This window comes from Streptomyces sp. NPDC093591 (genome assembly GCF_044764885.1).
In the GTDB taxonomy this organism is placed as follows: domain Bacteria; phylum Actinomycetota; class Actinomycetes; order Streptomycetales; family Streptomycetaceae; genus Streptomyces.
On sequence record NZ_JBIWIY010000001.1, the window covers coordinates 600,648 to 619,935 of the forward strand.

General features: G+C 71.5%; 18 protein-coding genes. 10 read left to right on the forward strand and 8 right to left on the reverse strand.

Annotated elements, in window-relative coordinates; translation table 11 throughout:
- Window positions 1-40 precede the first annotated feature (40 nt).
- From ACIREI_RS02560 to ACIREI_RS02575, 4 genes are all read left to right on the forward strand, one after another.
- Window positions 41-847, forward strand: a complete 807-nt coding sequence (locus ACIREI_RS02560) for an aminoglycoside adenylyltransferase domain-containing protein (RefSeq protein ID WP_403326534.1) — start codon at window positions 41-43, stop codon at window positions 845-847.
- Between the two features lie 124 nt (window positions 848-971).
- Window positions 972-1,397 carry a BlaI/MecI/CopY family transcriptional regulator gene (locus ACIREI_RS02565; RefSeq protein WP_403326536.1) on the forward strand — a complete coding sequence of 142 codons (426 nt, stop codon included), beginning with the start codon at window positions 972-974 and terminating at the stop codon, window positions 1,395-1,397.
- A gap of 6 nt (window positions 1,398-1,403) precedes the next feature.
- Window positions 1,404-2,336 (forward strand): M56 family metallopeptidase, encoded by a 933-nt coding sequence (locus tag ACIREI_RS02570; RefSeq protein WP_403326538.1) that lies wholly within the window; start codon window positions 1,404-1,406, stop codon window positions 2,334-2,336.
- A 138-nt stretch (window positions 2,337-2,474) separates the two neighbouring features.
- The gene (locus ACIREI_RS02575; RefSeq protein ID WP_403326540.1) at window positions 2,475-3,860 is read left to right on the forward strand and encodes an LCP family protein; all 1,386 of its coding nucleotides are present in this window, start codon (window positions 2,475-2,477) and stop codon (window positions 3,858-3,860) included.
- A gap of 57 nt (window positions 3,861-3,917) precedes the next feature.
- Here ACIREI_RS02575 and ACIREI_RS02580 read toward each other — a convergent pair whose 3' ends face one another.
- A complete protein-coding gene (locus tag ACIREI_RS02580; protein WP_403326542.1) occupies window positions 3,918-4,373 on the reverse strand; it encodes a tellurite resistance TerB family protein in 456 nt (151 codons plus the stop codon).
- Window positions 4,374-4,544: 171 nt separating this feature from the next.
- On the opposite strand from ACIREI_RS02580, the gene ACIREI_RS02585 reads away from it, so the two are divergent.
- The 4 genes from ACIREI_RS02585 (at window position 4,545) to ACIREI_RS02600 (ending at window position 7,593) form a co-directional block, all read left to right on the forward strand.
- The gene (locus ACIREI_RS02585) at window positions 4,545-5,660 is read left to right on the forward strand and encodes an acyltransferase family protein (RefSeq protein WP_403326545.1); all 1,116 of its coding nucleotides are present in this window, start codon (window positions 4,545-4,547) and stop codon (window positions 5,658-5,660) included.
- 28 nt (window positions 5,661-5,688) lie between these two features.
- Entirely contained in the window at window positions 5,689-5,922 is a 234-nt protein-coding gene (locus ACIREI_RS02590; RefSeq protein ID WP_403326548.1) for a hypothetical protein, read from the forward strand.
- Between the two features lie 362 nt (window positions 5,923-6,284).
- The gene (locus tag ACIREI_RS02595) at window positions 6,285-7,025 is read left to right on the forward strand and encodes a hypothetical protein (RefSeq protein ID WP_403326551.1); all 741 of its coding nucleotides are present in this window, start codon (window positions 6,285-6,287) and stop codon (window positions 7,023-7,025) included.
- Window positions 7,026-7,200: 175 nt separating this feature from the next.
- Window positions 7,201-7,593: a VOC family protein gene (locus ACIREI_RS02600; RefSeq protein ID WP_403326554.1), complete on the forward strand. Its 393-nt coding sequence runs from the start codon at window positions 7,201-7,203 to the stop codon at window positions 7,591-7,593.
- A 52-nt stretch (window positions 7,594-7,645) separates the two neighbouring features.
- Here ACIREI_RS02600 and ACIREI_RS02605 read toward each other — a convergent pair whose 3' ends face one another.
- Complete coding sequence (locus tag ACIREI_RS02605) at window positions 7,646-7,996, reverse strand: hypothetical protein (RefSeq protein WP_403326557.1); 351 nt, start codon at window positions 7,994-7,996, stop codon at window positions 7,646-7,648.
- A 238-nt stretch (window positions 7,997-8,234) separates the two neighbouring features.
- Between ACIREI_RS02605 and ACIREI_RS02610 the strand changes: the two genes are divergently transcribed.
- Window positions 8,235-9,134: a PhzF family phenazine biosynthesis protein gene (locus ACIREI_RS02610; RefSeq protein ID WP_403326877.1), complete on the forward strand. Its 900-nt coding sequence runs from the start codon at window positions 8,235-8,237 to the stop codon at window positions 9,132-9,134.
- A gap of 52 nt (window positions 9,135-9,186) precedes the next feature.
- Here ACIREI_RS02610 and ACIREI_RS02615 read toward each other — a convergent pair whose 3' ends face one another.
- Window positions 9,187-9,849 carry a hypothetical protein gene (locus ACIREI_RS02615; RefSeq protein WP_403326560.1) on the reverse strand — a complete coding sequence of 221 codons (663 nt, stop codon included), beginning with the start codon at window positions 9,847-9,849 and terminating at the stop codon, window positions 9,187-9,189.
- A 107-nt stretch (window positions 9,850-9,956) separates the two neighbouring features.
- Window positions 9,957-10,952, reverse strand: coding sequence for a polysaccharide lyase family 1 protein (locus tag ACIREI_RS02620; RefSeq protein ID WP_403326562.1), 996 nt, complete (start codon window positions 10,950-10,952; stop codon window positions 9,957-9,959).
- 269 nt (window positions 10,953-11,221) lie between these two features.
- Between ACIREI_RS02620 and ACIREI_RS02625 the strand changes: the two genes are divergently transcribed.
- Window positions 11,222-14,413: a glycoside hydrolase gene (locus ACIREI_RS02625; protein WP_403326565.1), complete on the forward strand. Its 3,192-nt coding sequence runs from the start codon at window positions 11,222-11,224 to the stop codon at window positions 14,411-14,413.
- Between the two features lie 15 nt (window positions 14,414-14,428).
- On the opposite strand, the gene ACIREI_RS02630 is transcribed toward ACIREI_RS02625, so the two are convergent.
- Genes ACIREI_RS02630 through ACIREI_RS02645 form a run of 4 tightly spaced genes read right to left on the reverse strand, consistent with a single transcriptional unit; the run spans window position 14,429 to window position 19,250 of the window.
- Window positions 14,429-15,445, reverse strand: a complete 1,017-nt coding sequence (locus ACIREI_RS02630; RefSeq protein ID WP_403326567.1) for a peptidogalycan biosysnthesis protein — start codon at window positions 15,443-15,445, stop codon at window positions 14,429-14,431.
- Complete coding sequence (locus ACIREI_RS02635) at window positions 15,442-16,728, reverse strand: MFS transporter (protein WP_403326569.1); 1,287 nt, start codon at window positions 16,726-16,728, stop codon at window positions 15,442-15,444. Before ACIREI_RS02635 ends, ACIREI_RS02630 begins: the two co-directional genes overlap by 4 nt.
- Window positions 16,725-17,996 (reverse strand): ATP-grasp domain-containing protein, encoded by a 1,272-nt coding sequence (locus ACIREI_RS02640; protein ID WP_403326572.1) that lies wholly within the window; start codon window positions 17,994-17,996, stop codon window positions 16,725-16,727. Before ACIREI_RS02640 ends, ACIREI_RS02635 begins: the two co-directional genes overlap by 4 nt.
- 3 nt (window positions 17,997-17,999) lie before the next feature.
- Entirely contained in the window at window positions 18,000-19,250 is a 1,251-nt protein-coding gene (locus tag ACIREI_RS02645) for an ATP-grasp domain-containing protein (protein ID WP_403326575.1), read from the reverse strand.
- Between the last annotated feature and the right edge of the window lie 38 nt (window positions 19,251-19,288).

The window sequence follows — 19,288 nt, forward strand, 5'->3', positions numbered from 1 at the left end:
TCTGCGCGGGGCGCCCGGACGAGGGGCCGACACTGACCGTATGACCAGGACTCTCGTGGACCCGCACGCCGTCCCCGCCGAACTCCGCCCCTACCTCCAGGAACTCGTCCACCGAACCCGCGCCGTATGCGGATCCCACCTGGTGAGCGTCATCGCCGTGGGCTCCGTCGCGCTCGGGGACTACCGGCACGGGCGCAGCGACACCGACGTGACCGTGGTCGTGGACGCGCCGCTGAGCGGGCGTGCGTTGCCCGACCTGGCCGCCGCACTGGCGCACCCCGCCCTTCCGTGCCCCGCGGCGGGACTGGAGCTGGTGGTCTACGACGAGGACTTCGCGGCCCGGCCCTCCGGCGAGGCCGGGTACCTGCTGGACCTCAACACCGGACCCCTGCTGCCCGAACGGGTAAGCCTCGACCCGGCGCAGTCCTTGTCGTTCTGGTACGTCATCGACCGTTCCGTCGCCCACCAGGCCGGGCGAGTGCTCTACGGCAGGCCGGCGCGGGAAGCGATCGCCGAACCCGCCCGCGCCGACGTGCTCACCGCGATCCGCGCCTCGGTCCGTGAGCACAGCGCCGGCGAAGGGCATCTCGCCGACAACCGGGTCCTCAACGGCTGCCGCTCCGTGCAGTACTGCCGCACGGGCCGCTGGCAGCCCAAGCGCCGGGCGGCGCACGCGGTCGCGGCGTCCGAGGAACGCTTCCGGCCGCTCCTGAACGCCGCACTGCGCAGCTATGAACGCCCCTCGCGCACCGCGGCGACCCCACTGCCCACCCCCGAGGTACAGGCCTTCCTGGCCTGGGTGGCCGAACGCGTCGACGAGACGGCCGACGCGGAGCGGGGAGGGTAGGCGGCACACCGGTGCCGTTCGGCGGGCGGGGAAAGGGCCGGTCATCGCCGGCCTCCGCTTTCCTTACGATGGACCGCTCGACGTATCGCACATGACGCGCGGGTCGGCGGAAGGGAGACAGGGCATGGCGGACGACCGGCGGCGTTCCCGGCGCCGGGGACAGGGCGAGCTGGAGGCGCTGGTCCTGTCTGCGCTGCGGGAGGCGGACGGCCCGGCGACGGCAGGCTGGGTGCAGGAGCGGCTCGGCGGGGACCTCGCCTACACGACGGTGATCACGATCCTGACCCGGCTGCTGGCCAAGGGCGCGGTCACCCGGGAGCGAGCGGGCCGGTCCTTCGCGTGGCGGTCGGCGTCGGGCCAGGCGGGCCTCGCGGCGCACCGGATGCGCAAGGTGCTGGACGCGGAGAGCGACCGGGAAGCAGTACTGGCCAGCTTCGTCACCGGCCTGGCGCCGGACGACGAGCGGCTGCTGCGCGAACTGCTGGGCCACTCCCCAAGCGAAGGGGAAGCCCGAAGCGAAAGGGAAGTCCGAAGCGAAGGGGAAGACTGACGCCGCATGGGGGTTTTCGTCTTTCTCCCGCTGGTCCTGCCGCTCACGGCATGGCCGATCGCCCGCCTGGCCGAGCAGCACCTGCACCCCCGCACCGCGACGAGGCTGCTGACCGGCGTGGCCGCGGTGATGGCGGTGTGCAGCACGGTGTGCCTGGCCCTGCTGATGGTGGTGGGTACCGCGCAACTGCCCGGCAACCCGCTGCCCGACGGCTGGTCCGACCCCGAGGTGCGGGCGGCGGTGCCGTACGACGAGGTCGCCGGCAAGGCCGCGATTCCGACGCTGTGCGCGGTGATCGCGCTCTGCGGCCGGACCCTGTGGCGACACGGACGGGTACGCCGCCGTGCCCACCGGGCGCTGACCGGACTGCCCGGAACGACGGTCGCCGTCCTCCCCGACGAGGTGCCGTACGCGTACGCGCTTCCGGGCCGGCGCCGCGCCCGCGTCGTGGTGACCACGGCCCTGCTGGACCACCTCGAACCCGCCGAACGCCGTGCGCTGTTCGCCCACGAGCGGGCCCATCTGACCGCGCGGCACCACCGCTTCCTGCTCGCCGTCCAACTGGCCGCGCGGGCCAACCCGTTCCTGCGTCCGCTGCGTACGGCGGTGTCCTACACGGCGGAACGCTGGGCGGACGAGGAGGCGGCCCGGGCGGTCGGCAGCCGGCGCACGGTGGCGTCGGCGATCGGCAAGGCGGCGCTCGTGTCCCGGGACACCCCGGTCGCGACGCTCGCCGGTTTCGCGGCGCCGGGGCCGGTGCCGCGCCGGGTGGCCGCGCTGCTCGGGCCCGCTCCGCCGGTACGCCGACGGCCGTCGACGTTCACGCCGGTGGGCCTCGCGGCATGGTGCGCGGCCGCGGGGACGGCCGCGTCGGCGATGTCGTCCGCGAACTCGGCGGTGACGCTGGTCCTCGTCCTGCGCGCGGCGACACCCCTGTGAAGGGAACGCGGGGGCACCTGATCAGGCGCGGAGTTTCGCCATTTCGTTCGGTTCAGGCAACTGATGTTGCCAAGATCGTGGTCTGGTCATGGTGAGGAGACCGGGCCTTGCGGCCGTACATCTACTGAGGGGGCGCGGATGAGTGGAACGGGGAAGCGTCGGCGTACGCCGGCCGGCGGGGGGCAGGCCCGGCCGACGCGGCGGGGGCGGGTCCTGGCGTGGGGCGCGGGGGTGACCTCGGTGGTCGTCCTCGGGATCGCCGGGGTGGGCGCCTGGGTCTACCAGGACCTCAACTCCAACATCAAGTCCGCCGACGTCGACGACAAGATCGGCGGCGACCGTCCCGTCAACCTCAGCCCGGGCTCGAAGAACATCCTGGTCGTCGGCTCCGACAGCCGCGACGGCGCCAACGCCGAGTACGGCAAGGACCTGACCACCATGCAGTCGGACACGCTGATGGTGCTGCACGTCCCCGCGAACCGGAAGTGGGCCGCGGTCGTGTCGTTCCCGCGTGACTCCTGGGTGGAGATACCGGCCTGCGACAAGGGCGACGGGAGCGACTCCGCCCCGCACCACGCCAAGATCAACGAGGCGTTCGCGATCGGCGGCACCAGCGGCGAGGTCGCCGGGGCCGCCGCCTGCTCCATCAAGACGGTCGAGGCCAACACGGGCCTGCGCATCGACCACTTCATGTCCGTCGACTTCCAGGGCTTCAAGGGCATGGTCGACGCCCTGGACGGCATCGAGGTCTGCCCCGAGCAGGCCATCCACTCCAAGAAGGCCCGCCTCGACATGGACGCCGGCTGCCAGACCGTCGAGGGCGAGCAGGCCCTCGGCTATGTACGGGTCCGTTACGGCGTCGGCGACAACTCCGACATCGGACGCATCGGACGCCAGCAGGAGTTCATGAACGCCCTGGCCGAGAAGGCGAAGGCCAAACTGACCAACCCGAAGGCGCTGTACGGCTTCCTGGGCTCCGCCACCAAGTCCCTGACCACGGACCCCGACCTGGCCGGCATCAAGCCGCTGTACGGACTCGCGTCGCAGCTCAAGGGAATCCCCAGCGATCGCCTGGCGTTCCTCACCGTGCCCAACTATCCGCGGGAGGCCGACGTGGCCACCGACAAGGCCAACGTCGTCTGGCAGTACCCGCAGGCCGCCGACCTGTTCACCTCCCTGGCCAAGGACAAGGAGGTCGCCAAGAAACAACTTCAGGCGGAGACGAAGGATCCCTTCTACGCCTCCTCCGTGCGCGTCCAGGTCCTCAACGGCACCGGCGTATCAGGGCGGGCCGCCACCGTCGCCGAGAAGCTCCGCGCGGCCGGCCTCACCGTCGTCGGCACGGGCAACGCCCCGCAGGACACCGGTACCACGACCGTCACCTATCCGGCGGGCCTGGAGAAGTCGGCCGAGGCGCTGGCCGCCCGGCTGCCCGGAGTCCGGGCCACGCGGGCGCCGGACGCCGCGGCGGACGTGGTCACCCTGGTCGTCGGGACGGACCTCGACCCCGAAGACATTCGCTGACCTGCCGCGCCGGGCCGACGCCGCTCGCGTCCGCCCGGCGCACGGGACGCCGACCGGTCAGAGGTCGAACTCGTGCGGCGGAAGGTCGAGCGCGTAACACGCCTCGCGCACGACGGCCTGCTCGTCCTCGTCGAAGTTCCCGTCGGCGCCGCCGATGACGATGCCGATCTGGACGACGGCCCGCGCCTCGGCGGGCTTCTTCCGCGCCTTGGCGATCTCCTGCATCACGCTGACCTTGCCGAAGTCGAAGTCGGTGGTCAGCCGGTTCAGGTTCTCCTCGAAGCGCCGGCGCAGATCGTCGGCCGGGAAGTTCCGCAACACCTCGTTGCCGGCGATCAGTTGGGCCACGCGCTGCCGCTCGGAGGGGTCGATGGTGCCGTCGGCGGCGGCGACCAGCGCGCACATGGCCATGCTCGCGTCGCGGAAGGCGCCGCTCTTGAGGTCGTTCTTCTTCGCCGCCAGCTGGGTCTGCATCGTCGATGCGGACTCCTTGATGCGGTCCCACAGGGCCATGAGAACTCCAAACGGGGTAGGGGCTGTCGGCCGCCCGAACCGGACGCCCGCAACTTCTACAGTAATGTAGAAGTTGACGGTGCGGTTTCCGCGGCCGGGGTGGCTCATACGTGTGCGTTCGCACACAGCGCGGTTGAAGCGGCGTGCGGAGGTGTGCTTAGGGTGCTTGCGATGTCCGCCGACGCCACACCCGTACCCACCGTCACACGCGCACCGGAGCGACAGCAGCGGCCGCTGCCGTCCGCGGGAGCGGTGCCGAGACGGGTCGATCATCGCGACCCCTTGTTCGACAACGCCAAGTACCTGGCGATCGTGCTGGTGGCGGTCGGCCACGCGTGGGAGCCGTTGCGGGAGGGAAGCCGGGCCGTCACCGCGCTGTACGTACTCGTGTACGCCTTCCACATGCCGGCGTTCGCCGTGATCTCGGGCTACTTCTCGCGCGGCTTCGAGGCGGAGCCACGGAAGATCGCACGCCTGCTGACCGGTGTGGTGGTTCCCTACGCGCTCTTCGAGGTGGCGTACACCCTCTTCACCCGATGGACCAGCCAGGATCCCGACCGGCCGATCAGCCTGCTGGATCCCCTGTACCTCACCTGGTTCCTCGCGGCGCTGTTCATCTGGCGGCTGACGTCACCGCTGTGGCGGCTCGTGCGGTGGCCACTGCCGTTGGCTCTCGCCGTCGCGATGCTCGCCACCCTCTCGCCCTCCATCGGCGACGACCTCGGACTGCAGCGGGTCCTGCAGTTCCTGCCGTACTTCGTGCTCGGCACGCTCCTGAGGCCGGAGCATGTCCGGCTGGTCCGCCGCCGCGCGGTGCGCGTCCTGGCCCTGCCGGTCCTCGCCGGTGCCCTCGCGGTCGCCTACTGGACGGTCCCGCGGATGAACTACGCCTGGTTCTTCCACAGCGAGAGCGCCGAGGAACTCGCCGCGCCCGCCTGGTACGGCCCCGTGATGACACTGGCCACCTTCGGCTGCTCGGCCGTCCTGGTCGTCTGCTTCCTCGCCTGGGTCCCTGGGCGCCGGACCTGGTTCACCGCGCTGGGCGCGGGCACGCTGTGCGGCTTCCTGCTGCACGGCTTCGTCGCCCAGGGAGCCAAGTACTGGGGCTGGTACGACCCCGCCTGGATCCGGCAGCCCGTCGGCGAGATCACCGTCACGCTGGTCGCGGCGGCAATCATGACCGGGCTGTGCGCCCCTGCCGTCCAGCGGGTCTTCCGCCGCGTGACGGAACCACGGGTGGTGTACGCCCTACGGGATCGGGAACGGTGTTTCGGCCACGATCGTTGACCGGAGGAAGACCCACGCAAGCCACTGCGTGTCCGCCAGACCGACGGATCCCGATCGACACGCCGTTGCGCGCCGCACTCGGCCTGCCCGCCGGCCCGCCCAACTCGAGCCGACCGAGTGCACCCCGGTCGCCGACGCGATCGACCCGCTGCGCCGATGCCGGGCCCCGCTCGCCGCAGTCCCGGACGTAACGGGCCGGCTCACCGGCATGGTGAGCCTGGACGACCTGTCGGCGCGGTTCCTGCCGCCGCAGGCGACCTGACGACACCTCAACCCCGGCTGCCGCGACGCCCTCCCGGTCGAACCGCATGGGCGGATCGGGATCGATGCCGGAGTCGAGGACGAGCAGCCTGAGCGCGACCTCGCGGCGCAGGTCGCGGTCCCACCCGGCCGCCGCCGCGCCCACCGCCCCGCTCCCCTGGACCGCCGGGGGGCGAGGCGCACCCGCTGTGTCCGCTCAAGGCCGGCCGAGCGCGAGACGTCCCGGTCGGTCCGGGGATAGAGTCCGCACGTGCGTTGATCTCCCGGGCGGTGGCCAGGCGCCGCCGCAGACGGTGTCGGCGACCCCATCGGACGGGGCCGCCCGGCCGGCATACCCGTCACCACTCCACCGGAGATCACGCAATGACTGCTCAGCAGCCCCTCACCTACGACGCGTTCATCGAACTCGCCGCCGCTGATCCAGCCGTCGTCGGCTTGGTCCTCAAGGGTTCCCGGGCCCACGACGGCATGACCACCGACCACTCCGACCACGACTTGTACGTCGTCCTCGCCGACGGCGCGGCAACGACGCTCACCCGGTTCACAGGGCACCGCACCGTAGAACTCGACCTCGTCATCGTCTCCCTCGACGAATTCCGCGCCGCCGGTATGCCGGGCTTCGAGCGGTACGCCCTTGCCCGCGCCCGGATCGTGCTCGACCGGCTCGAGGGAGGGATCGCCGAGATCGTGGCCGGCAAGGCACGGCTCGACGCCGATGAGGCCTTCCGGGACGCGGGTGGGTGGCTCGACGCCTACGCCAACTCCCTGTACCGCTCGATCAAGAACGACCGCGACGGACACACGCTCGCGGCCCGGCTCGACGCCGCCGACAGCATCCGGTTTCTCCTGGAACTGCTCTTCGCCCTCGACCGTCGCCCCCGCCCCTACAACAAATACCTGGAGTGGGAGCTGACCCGTTTCCCGCTGCCCGACTGGGACACCGGCAGGCTGCTCGCCGCTGTGGACCGTATTTCGGCCACCGGCGATGTACCGGCACAGCGCCGTCTCTTCGCCCAGGTCGAGGCGGCCGCCCGGCGGGCCGGGCACGGCGCGGTGCTGGACGCCTGGGGCGAGGACCTGGGCTTCCTGCGTCACCACCCGTGACGCGAGGGCGCGCGAACTCCTTGAGACGCTGCCGTCGCTGAACGCGGCCATCGCTTCGTGCGGGTGAAGGACGCACGCCATCCGGACGCCGCCCGCGCGGCGCGCGTCCGGCTTCGGCGCCGGGTGGTGTGCCCTGAGAGGCCAGGACGGCTCACCCATGAAGGAGAAACACACCATGTTCGGACAGTCGCAGGCCTTCAGCGGCTTCTCGGTCGACGACCTCGGCGAGGCACGCCGTTTCTACGGGGAGGTACTCGGCCTCGATGCGGAGGAGACCGGCGAGGGCGACATGCGGATGCTGCTCGTCAAGCTCGGCAGCGGCGCGCAGGTCTTCGTCTACCCCAAGGAGCAGCACACCCCGGCGACGTTCACGATTCTCAACTTCCCCGTGGACGACATCGAGGCCGCGGTCACCGAACTGGAGCGCCGCGGTGTGACCCTGGAGCGCTACGCCGGGTTCGACCACGACGAGAAGGGCATCGTCCGGGTCGGCAACGGCGGCCCCGCGGCGATCGCGTGGTTCACCGACCCCGCAGGGAACGTTCTCTCCGTGCTCCAGGAGAACTGACCGACCGTTACGGTGCCGTGCCGGCTCCCGGCATGCCCAGGGACAGCGCCGGTCACAGCGTGAAGCTGATGACCTGTCCGTCGCTCTCGATGGTGGCGCCACTGATGTTGAGGGCGTCGTAGCAGCCGTGGCTGCTGAAGACCTGGACCCACTGGCCGGCCGGCACCGTGACGGAGATGTCCTTCGCCTGGCCGACGGTGAAGTCGCTGTGGCAGGTGTAGACGCCCGCGGTCTGGGTCATGACCGAGTCCCCGTCGGTGATCGTGACGCGGAGCGTGGCGGTGACGTCGGCCTGGGCGGTGGCCGCCGACGCGGGCGTCGTGAGGGTCAGCGCGCCCGCCGCCGCGAGCCCTGCGGCCAGGGCGGAGACGCGGGTACGGCGGAGAGCGGGGCGAAGACGCATGAAGAACTCCGGATTCTCGGCTCCGGGCGCACGGCTGCGCCGGAGTGGGGATGCCTCGAACGGTTGCCCGGCGCTGTGGGAAAGCGCCGTCACGGATTATTGAACCTTCCACATCTCATGCGCCACACCAGCTTCGGCCATGTTCTCGCGCAACGGCAGACCTACTCGAATCGAGTACGGCTCCCGCGCACCGGGACGCGCGGGAATCGGGGCGCCGGCGCGCTGGTTGTCGTACGGCATGGAGATCAACGAGCGGGCCGACGGCGCCCCCGATGTGCTGCACTACACCGCGTTCTCGACCCACCCGGACGGCGGCAACCCGGCCGGCGTGGTCCTGGACGCCTCCGGCCTCGACGACGCCGAGATGCTGGAGATCGCCGCCCGGCTGGGTTACAGCGAGTCGGCGTTCCTGACCGGTCCGCCCGAGGAACTGAAGGAACTGGTCGGGGAACCCGGACGGGCCTTCACCATCCGCTACTTCAGCCCTCAGGCGGAGGTGCCCTTCTGCGGCCATGCCACCGTCGCCGCCTCCGTGGCGCTGGCCGAGCGGATCGGTCCGGGCGATCTGGTCTTCGCCACGCGCGCGGGCACCGTGCCGGTGACCGTCAGCGGTGAGGCGGACGGCACGCTCCGGGCGACCTTGACGAGCGTGGAGCCCCGCGTCGAAGAGATCGAGGAGGCAGAACTGGCGGAGGCTCTGGCGGCGTTGGGCTGGCCCTCCGCCGACCTCGACCCGCTGCTGCCGCCCCGCATCGCCTTCGCCGGCGCCCGCCACCTGGTGCTGGGGGCCGGCAGCCGGGAGCGGCTCGCGGACCTCTCGTACGACTTCGAGCGGCTCGCCGCCCTGATGCGCAAGCTGGATCTGACGACGGTGCAGCTGGTGTGGCGTGCCGCGGACACCGTCTTCCACGTCCGTGACCCCTTCCCGGTCGGCGGTGTCGTGGAGGACCCGGCCACCGGCGCCGCGGCCGCCGCCTTCGGGGCGTACGCCCGTGAACTCGCCCTGGTACCCGCGGAGTCGGTGCTCACGCTGCACCAGGGCGAGGACATGGGCAGGCCGGGTGTGCTCACCGTGACCCTGCACGCCGGCGACCCGAAGGTACGGGTCAGCGGCGCGGGCGCCCGGATGCCCCGGTGACGGAAGGGTCGGTGCCCGGGAGCGTCTGCGCCCCGGGCACCGACCCCTCGGATCACAGGCCGTCGCGGACCATCGCGGCGACGATCTGGACGTGGCGGTCGGCCGCCGTGTTCGAGAACTCGTTGTCGTAGTTCAGTCCGTACGGCCAGAAGTGGCCGCCGCCGGTGGAGATTTTGGCGCTCGCGCCGTCGAACTGCCGGACCAGCGCGGTGGCCTGCGCACCGGTCCAGGTGCCGCTGCCGCCGAGGCGGGACCAGCCCGAGCTGGTGCCGACGCCGATGGTGTGGGCGATCTCGTGCAGCGCGGTCCGCTCGGCCATGTAGCTGCGGTTGCTGCCGAAGCGGATGGTTCCGTTGATGTTGCCGTCGGCGGTGGGCACGCCCGGGTCGTAGCGGACGGTGATGGTCTTGCCCAGGTCGCTGAGGTTGTTGTAGCGGGCCACCGCGGCGTTCATGGCTGCCGTGATGCGGTTGTACGCGTCCTGCTGGTCCGGGGTGGGGTTGCTCGCCCGCTCCAGGCTCCAGGTGATGGTGGCCGCCGCCGATACCTGCCCCTGCGCGGCGGACGTCGATGCCGAGGCCGGCGCGGTCTGCGGGGTGGCCTGCGCGATGCCCGGGCCTGCCAGTACGGCGGCTGCCAACGCGGCGACGACCGCCTTGGCGCGCCAGGGTATGGGCGTGTGCCGGGCGGGCAGCGGGGCTCGTCGTGAACTCATCGGGGGTCCTCCTGTGGGGGGTTGGCCGTCGCGTGTGTGTTGGGGGGGCGACGGTTGATCAGTGCGTCCGCCGAGGACGGATGCGGGCGGAGCCGGTCAGGTGGTGGTCAGGTGCCGGTCTTCCCGACTCCCGCCCCGGCCTGGACGAGGGAGGGCACGTCGGCCGCGCGGTCCAGCGTGTACGCGTAGTAGGTGCGCGGCTCGGTCACGGTCCCGTTGGTCTCGCAGGCGCCGGTCCCGGTGCCGGCGAAGACGTTGTCGCGCTGGACCAGCCGGCCCGGTCCGGACTCGTCGTAGCCGCCGGCCGAGTAGCAGGGGTGGGGGACGGCGTCGAAGTAGTTGCCCTCGACCAGCACGCCCGCGTTCATGGTCGACGCGATGCCGTAGACCGCGTTGCCCTTGTAGTAGTTGTTGTAGACGTGCACCGGTTCACCGAACCGCACGCGCGGATGCCGCTGTCGCGATCCGTCGAAGAAGTTGTGGTGGATGGAGACTTTCAACTTGCCGGTGTCCTGAGCGCTGTTGGCGTCGGAGTGGCCGAGCAGCATGGACTTGTCGGTCTTGTTGAACCAGTTCCACGACACGGTGACGTACTGGGAGCCCCGGACGATGTCGACCGCTCCGTCGACCGCGCCGACGAACTCGTTGTGGTCGATCCAGATGTGGTGCGACTCCTGGCCGACGTTGACGGCGTCGTCCTCGGCGTTGGTGAACCGGATGTTGCGCACGATGACGTTGTGGGAGCGGTAGAAGTCCAGTCCGCCACCGTTGATGACGGCCGAGGACCCCACTCCGACGATCGTCTTGTCGGGCCGTACGCCCTGCTTGCTGGTGATGTCGATGGTGCCCTGGACGCGGATGACCAGCGGGCCGGTCGTGTCGATGTACTCCAGGAACTGCTCGGTGGTGGTGGCGGTCACGGTCGGGCCGCCGGCTCCGCCGGTGGTGCCGTTCTGGCCGAGCGCGTCGACGGCGGCGAAGCCGGTGGGGGACGTCTCCGCGAGCGGTTCGGCGGCGGTGCCGGACGGCACCGTCATCGCGCCGAGCAACAGGGCGAGTGCGAGAGCGGGGACGGCGCGTGCGGTGCGTGACGACGACCTCATGCGGTTCCTCCCGGGGCGAGGGGCGGATCTTGTTGGGTCGTGCGGAAACGGGGACGGGCACGGCAGTCGGACGGGAGGCGGAAAGCGCTTTCCCGAGTGTCCCGGAGAGTAGCCAGGCGCCCTGGGCATGTCAACGAAATCGCCGAACCCCCACGTCCGGCCCCAACTCGCCCGCCATCTTGACGAGTTCATTACTGTCCCGGAGCATGCCCTGAGCACGATTCCTTCTGTTCGGTTCTGTTCAGCTCTGTGTTGTGGAAGGGAGTGCCGTGACCCAACGGCATCGCATCGTCCGGGCCCTGGCGTCGACGGTCCCTCTGGTGCTCGGCGCGAGTCTCGTGGCCGCCGCGCCCGTGGCGAGTGCGGCGGACCCGGCGCCGCAGAGCGCGGTCACCGTGCGGATCGACCCCTCCTACCAACAGCAGGAGTTCGAGGGCTGGGGGACAAGCCTCGTCTGGTTCGCCAACGCGACCGGCGGCTACCCGGAACCCATCCGAAGACGGCTCGTGGACATGCTGTTCGGTGAGGACGGGCTGCGCCTGAACATCGCCCGGTACAACATCGGCGGTGGCAACGCCCCCGATGTCCGCAAGGACTACATGAAGACCGGCGCCACCATGGACGGCTTCTGGAAGGCCCCCGAAGGGACCACCCGGAAGGACATGGACTGGTGGGACCCGAACAACCCGGACCACTGGGACTGGGACGCCGACGCAGGCCAGCGCTGGTGGGTGGACCAGATCAAGGACAAGGTCGACCGCTGGGAGGCGTTCAGCAACTCGCCGCCCTGGTTCCAGACGGTCAGCGGTTACGTCTCCGGCGGTTTCGACGCGAGCGCCGACCAGATCCGCGCCGACCGCGTCGACGACTTCGCCACCTATCTGACACGGGTGACCGACCGCATCGAGCAGGCGCACGGCATCGAGTTCGACACCATCGACCCGCTCAACGAGCCCAACACGCCCTACTGGGGCACCCAGCTCGGGGCGGACGGCCAGCCCACGGGCGGCCGCCAGGAAGGCGCGCACGCGGGCCCCGAGCTCCAGCAGAAGGTGATCCTCGCGCTCGACAAGGCCCTCGAAGGGGCCCGCACCGACGCCGAGATCTCCGCGATGGACGAGACCAATCCCGGCATCTTCACCCAGAACTGGAACGCCTACGGCCCTGCCGCCCGAGCCGCCGTCGACCAGCTCAACGTGCACACCTACGGCACGGGCCAGCGCACCAGCGCACGCGACATCGCCAAGGGCGCCGACAAGAAGCTGTGGATGAGCGAGGTCGAGGGCACCTGGGGCACCGGCACCGACTTCACCGGCATGGACCCGGGCCTCGGCATCGCCACCCGGATGGTCGACGACATGCGGGAACTGGAGCCCGCCGCCTGGGTGTTCTGGCAGCCGATCGAGGACTCCATCCCGCAGGCCGCGGCCGGCAAGAACTGGGGCAGCATCCACGTGCCGTTCAACTGCACGGCCGAGGACACCCTGGAGACCTGTCCGGTCCGGGCCAACTCCAAGTTCCACACCATCCGCAACTTCACCCACTACATCCGGCCCGGCGATCACTTCGTGAAGGCCGACGACCCGTCGAGCGTCGCCGCCGTGCGGCAGGACGGCCGTACGGCGACCGTGGTGCACGTGAACGGCGGCGCCTCCGCGCGCTCGGTGACCCTCGACCTCTCGCGCTTCGGCAAGGTCGCACCGCGGGCCACCGTCACGCCCGTGGTGACGAGCACCGACGGCGCCCTCGTACGGGGCACGCCGGTCCCGGTGACCGACCGCTCGGCCACGCTCACCGTCCCCGCCAAGTCGGTCACGACCTTCCTGGTCGACGGCGTCGGCGGAGTGGCGCGGGACGCCGCCCTCGTCCAGCCCGGACATGTCTACCGGCTCCAGGGGGCGCAGAGCGGCAAGTCCTTGGCGCCGTCGGACGACGGCAACGGGGTCGTCATCCGGGCGACCGACGCCTCCAGTGCGCAACAGCTGTGGTCCGTCCGGAAGTTGACGCGTGGCACCGACCACCGCGAGCGCTACGCCCTCACCAGCGCCACGACCGGCAAGCGGCTCGCCGTACGTGACAACCAAGCCGTCCTGGAGGTGCCGGAGAGCGGCCGGGTCCCCGAAGCGGCGCAGTGGATCATGTCGACGACCGGTGACGGCACATGGACGTTCGTCAACGTCGCCACCGGCCGCCTGGTCGACGTCAGCGGGCAGTCGACCGCGGACGGCGCCAAGGTGTCCACGTACACCCCGACCTCGGCGGCGAACCAGCGCTGGACCGTGACCGACGAGACCGTGCTGCGCACCGCCGCGGCCGAGGCGTTCACCGTCCCCGGCCTGCGGCCCGAGCTGCCGACGAGGGTGACGCCGGTGTTCCGGGACGGCGCCCGGGGCGCGCTCCCCGTCGTGTGGAACCTTCCGCCGGACCGGACGTGGCGCCATCCGGGCACGGTCCGGGTCAGGGGTGAGGCGACCGATCCGCTCGGGCGGAAGATCCCCGCGCTCGCCGTCGTCACCGTCGACACGATCGCCTCGACCCTTCCCGGACGCGCCAAGACCTACGTGGGCGGCACGCCGGACCTTCCGGCCACGGTCGTCGGCATCGGCCGCAACGGCGGCCGGGCCGACCTTCCGGTGACGTGGGGCCCGGCCCCCGAGGGGGCGTTCGACACGGCCGGCGTCGTGACCCTGCGCGGCGTCGCCCGGGTCGTCGGCGGCGACGAGGTGGACGCGGCCGTGCGCGTGCAGGTCACGGAACCGGTGGAGACCAACATCGCCGCAGCCGACGGCGTTTCGGTCGCCGCCACCTTCACCGAGAGCGGGTACTCCGCGGAGCGCCTGCGCAACGGCGACCTGTCCGAGAAGGCCTGGTCCAACTGGAAACCCGGGAACACCAAGAACCCCTCCGACACCGTCACCTTCACCCTGCCGAAGCCACGTGACCTGAACCGGATCGTCGCGCACTTCTACCGGGACGGGAGCAGCGCCTCCTTCCCCGAGAGCCTCAAGGTGCAGGTCAGGGCGGCCGACTCCGGCACGTGGACCGACGCGGGCGACCCCGTCACGGTCGGGACCGAGGGCACGCCGATCGTCGACGTCCCACTGGCGGCGGGACCGGTGTCCGAGGTGCGCGTCGTCATGACCGCGCGGCAGGGCGGCTACATCACCATGAGCGAGATCGAGGTGTACGCCGAGAGCGCCGGCGCCTCCTCGGACGCCGCCGCCGCGTCCATCGAGGTGGCCGGGAAGGCGATCCCCTCGTTCGACCCGGACACGACCACCTACCGGGTCGTCACCGACGCCCCGACCCGGAGCCGGGTCACGGCGACGGCACGCGACCCCTACGCGACCGTTGTCGTCGACCGTCCCGACGAGCCCGGCACGGCGGTGGCCGTCGTCTCCGTGGCCAGTGAGGACGGGTCACGGACACGGACGTACCGGATCCATCTCGTACGACGCTGAGGTTGCCGTCAGAGGTCAAGTGCCCCCGCCCGGGTGCGGGTCGTGCAGCGCGTACAGCCCGCTGACCCGCGCACCGCGCAGGCGCTTGGCCTCGATGGCCTTCATTCCCGCGTGCAGCGCGGTGCTGCCATGGCGGTACGCGTCCTCGATGGGCGCGTAGTACGTGAGGGCGAAGTACGCGAAGGGGACCGGGCGTTCGGGGTCGATGCCGACGGCGCGCAGCCATGTGGTGCCGCCCTGGTGGTAGTAGAGGCAGAAGCCGGTCATCAGGGGACCGTCGTAGGCGGCGACCACGCGGGCGTGGTCGCCCATGGCGTCGGCCTGTCGTTTCAGCAGGCTCGTCATGACGTCGGTGTCGTCGCCGTGACCGTGCGACTTCTGCAGTGCCGCGAGGAGCCGTCCGGCGTCCTGGTGGCAGTCGGCGAGGCGTTGGTGACGTACGTCGAGTCCGGCGGCTGCGAATGCGGCGCGTTCGTGACGTATCGCCACGCGGCGCTTGGACGGCAGGGAGGCCAGGTAGTCGTCGAACCCGGCGCCGGGCAGCGGAATCGTCGCGTCGTCCTCCATACGGTGCGGGGGCGTGCCGTACAGCGGCGCGAGCCGTCGCGCGGCGGGCTCGGTCAGATAGGGCCACCAGTGACCGGTCCCGTGCCGCTCGGCGTGGCCGCGTGCCGCCGTGCGGAGCAACGCCAGGCAGTGGGCGTCGAGGTCCGCGGGAAGGCGCGGGTCGGTCAGAGGCGTGTTGTGGTAGCCGCGCCGGGCACCTGCGATCACCCGTGGTCTCTCCGTGCCGGGCGGCAGGTGCGTGGGCTCGTAGTAGGCGTTGGGTTCGTGGTGCACGAGATACAGGGGCGCGGCCGCGAGGAGGGTGCCGTCGTGATCCCGGACCAGTGCGTACGAGGCGGTCGCGGTGGAGTCGCTCTCCTCCCCGGCGAGCCAGCGGTGCGACAGGTACACGCCCGCGTGCCGCGCGAGCCGGTCCCAGTCCGCCACGGGCACGGCGTGGACGCTGCTGACGATCTCGGTCTTCATGGGCGCTTCCTTCCGCCGTGCGGGGCAGGGGACTTGAGGGCCGGGATCGCGGCGAGGGCCATGGCACACGCCACGCCCTGCACGGTCCACGGCAGCAGCGCATCGGCGTCGAGAAGGCCGGTGAACAGCGCCGGGGCGGCGATGTTGCCCGCGGACCAGGAGAGTTGGTACAGGCTCTGCCTGCTGCCGCGCGCGGCGCTGGGGGTGAGTGTGACCGAGAGTTCGCCGACGGCCGGCGCGTAGAAGATCTCGGCCAGGCTGAACAGGATGATCGCGGTGACCAGGGCGGGCCATGCGGGGATGCCGGCCGTGGGCAGCGCGGGCGCGGCGAACGCGACCATGGCGCAGACCAGCAGGGCATGCCCCAGGGCGAGCGTGCGCCGCGGGTCCTCGGGTGCGGCGTGCGCCGTCAACGGGCTGGTGAGCGTGGCGACCATCGCGGTGTTCACCACCAGCAGGATGCTCGCGGACCAGGCGGGCAGCCCGAGCGTCTCGGTGGCGTACACCGCGATGAGCACCGACAGCATGGCCTGGGACAGGACGAAGGGGATGTTGCAGGTCACCAGGAGCAGGTAGCGGCGCATGTCCCCGGGTTCGTGCCCCTTGCGGGCCGCGCGGCCACCGCTCGGCACACTCTCGGGGGCGGTGGGGACGGCGGCCGTGCCGGGCGGGGGGTTCGTGGGCACGCGGGCGAAGCAGAGCGCCGCCAGCAGATACAGCGGTGCGGCCGTGACGACGAGCCACGTCAGGGCGTCCGTGCCGAACAGGGCGAGCGCGCCGGCCGCCAGCAGCGCGCCGGCCCCGATGCCGACGTTGCGCAGGCTGCCGGTGAACGCGAACCAACTGCGCGTCTCCGCGGGCGGCGCGGCGTGCAGGATCAGCGTGCGCTGCGCCGTGTAGTAGGCGTTGACGCCGGACTGCACCAGAAAATAGGCGGCGGCGATCTGCCAGGGCCGCTCGGCGAGGAGGAAGCAGAGAAGGCCGGCGGCGCTGACGACGTTGGCGGTGACGGTGACGTGCTTCGGCCCGTGCCGGTCCATGAACCGGCCGGCGGCGAGGACGACGGGCAGGGCGGTCAGCTGGCCCACGGTGACGGCGGCTCCGACCGCGGCGAGGGGCAGATCGCGCAGGGTCGTGAAGTACAGCAGGCCGAGCGGCAGGAGCATGCCGTTGCCGAGGGAGTCGATGAGGTTGCCGCCGATGAACCGGCCGTGGCCGCGGGTGACCGGCAGGCCGAGCAGACGACGCAACCGGGGCGCTCGGGGCGTGACGGTGCCGGTCATGGCGTGAGCAGGGCCCGGATCTTGCCCAGGATCTCCTGACGCGGCCAGCCCGCCGTCCGGTGCAGTTCCTCCAGTTGCTTGACGGTCTGCCGCTCCTCGCCCTCGGCGAGGGTGAACACGACGATGTCTCCGTGACTGATGTCGTCGATGACCAACTCGTGGGCGGTCACCAGATTCAGACGGCCTGTCAGCTCGGCGCGTACCGACTCCGGCAGGCGCTCGGGAGTGAGGAACTCGACGGCCCATCCCGTACGTCGCACAGGGGCCGGGGTGTACACGCCGCGGGCCATGTCGGTCAGGGCGACGAAGGTGTTGGTGCCGGAGGCGGCGCAGGACAGCGTGGTGGCGCCGCCGATGCGCGGGTTGATCTCCAGGATCACGTACCGCGAACCGGTGTAGATCATGTCGACGTTGACGGAGCCCTGGACGCCGAGTTCCTCGCACAGGGCGGTCAGCTTGGCCGCGACGGGCGCGAAATCGGCGTCGGCCTGCGGCCTGGGGCCGCACCAGCGCAGGTCGGCGAAGGTGAACACGGGCTCGGTGCCTGCCGTGCCCGTCCAGCACACCGGCAGTACGCGGTACTTACCGGGCTCGCCCACGATGTCCACCGAGCACAGCGCGCCGACGACGCACTCCTCGATCACCGCCGACACCCCGGGCGGGTCGGCGAGATAGGCGTCCAGGGCGGCGGCGTCGGGCAGGGCCCTGATCCCCATGCTGGTGGAGTCCCACAACGGCTTGGACAGGAGCGGATAGCCGATGCCGGCGGCGGACGCGTGCAGGGCGTCCGCGTAGGCGGGAAACGCCACCCCGCGCCCGGCGAGCAGATCGGAGTCGACCTTGACGCCGCGTGGGGTCTCCAGGCCCGCGTGCAGGAGCAGTCGCTTGGTCTCCCACTTGTCGCACAGGGCCAGGGTCGACGGGAGCGGAGTCATGACCGTGGGGATGCCCCGGGCGTCGAGGAGTTCCTTGACGGTGGCGTCCCGCAGGGCGTTCTCGCACGGCAGCGAGATGGAGACGGCGGCGTCCGCGCCCCACCGCGCGACCTCCCGGGCGAACTCGGCGGGCGTGATGGCCGCGTCGAGGCGGCGGCGCTCGCCGGGGAAGTCCCCGTCGCCGGCCGTGCCGTGGGTGTGGAACAGGCAGCTCTCGATACCGAGTTCAGCCAGGTCGCGGACGCAGCGCTGGATGTAGGGGTCGGCGCGGCGGATCTCCACGGAGCGCAGAAACGCGATCTTCTGTACGGGGTTGTGTCCGGGACGGGGCACGGCTCAGCTCACTTTCACTCGGGAGTCGGCGATCACCTGGTCGGCAAGCCGGCGGGCCTCTTCGACGGACGCGGCGCACGCCACGACGTGCCCCACCCGCCCGGAGCTGTCGGCCGGTTCGGGCACCCGCTGTCCGGGCCGGATGTGGACCTGGCTGTGGGTGCCGGGCACGTCGGGGATGACGACCTCCTCCACCACCCCCGCCCGCTCGGGCAGCAGGAAGAGCAGTGCGGCCGCCGCTTCCCGGGTCGGTGCGGTGTGCGGCACCTGCCCGGTCACGGCCTGCAGATAGGCACTCGCCTCGCTGACGCCGGTCGCGGCCTCGACGATCTCGCAGATGTTGTCCCCGGGCAGCCGGGCCCCGGTCTCGATCACGACGGGTTCGCCGCCCGGGGGGATCTTCACCTCGGTGTGGGCGATGCCGTTGCGCACCCCGACGGCGAGCGCGGCGCGCGCCGCGGTGTGCTGGACCGCCCGTACCGTGCGCGGGTCGAGCCCGGCGGGGCAGGAGTGCCCGGTCTCCACCCGGTAGGTGCCCGCCGTGGTGTCCTTGCGGACCACGGGCAGCGGGTAGGGCACGCCCTGGTGCACGACCGTGTCGGCGGAGAACTCCTCGCCGGGCACATAGCTCTGCAGCAGCACCCGCGAGTCCAGCGGCAGCCCGTGCGGCTCGGCGCGGGTGAACCGCCCGGCGGCGGCCACCGCGGCATCGAGGCCGTCCGGGCCCGCCACCACACTCACCCCCCAGGAGCCGCCCTGCTCGGCCGGTTTGACGACGAGCGGCCACCCCAGCCGTCCGGACGCGGCGACATGGTGGGCCTGTTCGGCGGTGGCGACCACCGCGTCCGCCGGGGCCGGCACGCCCGCCGCTCGGAACGCCCGCGCCATGGCGATCTTGTTGCGGGCGGCATTGGCGCGCAGCGGATCGTTGCCCGGCAGCCCGAGGCGGGCGGCGAGCATGGCCGCCAGCGGGGTCAGCAACTCCCAGCAGGCCGCGACACCCTCGATGCGATGGGTACGGCAGAACGCCTCCATGTCGTCCAACGCCCGTGCGGTGTCGGCGAGGTCGGTCAGACACACCCCGGCGATACCGCGGGCCAGCCATGGCTCGTAGCCGGCGTGCACCCGCTTGTCGGTGGCCGCGTACAGCCGTAGGCCCAAGCGGGCCGCGGCCTTCACCAGGAAGGGGCCCGCGTTGCCCATGGGCTCGATCACCATCACGCCGGTCATGCCCGGCTCGTCGCTGCTGTCCACGGGCCCAGTGGATCGGTCGCGGTGGCGCACCGTCCATC